This window comes from Shigella sp. FC1567 (assembly GCF_001743015.1).
In the GTDB taxonomy this organism is placed as follows: Bacteria; Pseudomonadota; Gammaproteobacteria; order Enterobacterales; family Enterobacteriaceae; genus Escherichia; species Escherichia coli.
In genome coordinates this window covers 1-598 of the sequence record NZ_MIIV01000370.1, presented here as the reverse complement: position 1 = coordinate 598, position 598 = coordinate 1, and the positions used below count along the sequence as shown (strand labels likewise).

General features: G+C 49.7%; 1 protein-coding gene and 1 pseudogene. One reads left to right on the top strand and one right to left on the bottom strand.

All coding sequences use genetic code 11. The annotated features are described in order from the left end of the window. A partial coding sequence (locus BHE85_RS18045) for an integrase core domain-containing protein (RefSeq protein ID WP_146628272.1) occupies positions 1–310 on the top strand: 310 nt, incomplete at its 5' end. Positions 311–312: 2 nt separating this feature from the next. Here the strand turns inward: BHE85_RS18045 and BHE85_RS18040 are convergent. After that, a pseudogene (locus tag BHE85_RS18040) lies at positions 313–598 on the bottom strand (IS4 family transposase); the annotation flags it as partial.

The window sequence follows — 598 nt, the reverse complement described above, 5'->3', positions numbered from 1 at the left end:
TGATAAAGGTTCTCAGTATGTATCGCTGGCCTACACACAGCGGCTTAAGGAAGCCGGATTACTGGCATCAACAGGAAGTACAGGCGACTCGTATGACAACGCGATGGCGGAGAGCATCAATGGTCTTTACAAAGCGGAGGTAATACACCGTAAGAGCTGGAAAAACCGTGCAGAAGTGGAACTGGCCACACTCACGTGGGTGGACTGGTATAATAATCGACGATTGCTGGAAAGGCTGGGCCACATCCCTCCGGCAGAAGCAGAAAAAGCTTATTATGCTTCCATCGGAAACGATGATCTGGCAGCCTGAGTTCACAGATAAAACACTCTCCAGGAAACCCGGGGCGGTTCACTTCCCCTTCTCGTCGGTAATTTCACAAGTTGTCCCATACTTGCAAGATCGCGCATCAGCTCCGGTATACGTCCCGGTGAAGCGCCCTGCAATGTCATCAGCATTCTCATCACCATTCCGCATGATTCTGAGAAACTCAGTTGATTCGGCCAGTAACCTTTCAGATGTTCCGCCATTTTAATCATCTGATATCTCACCAGATTATAAGCCAGTAAGACACCCCACAGCTCTTGCTCCACAAGCTCC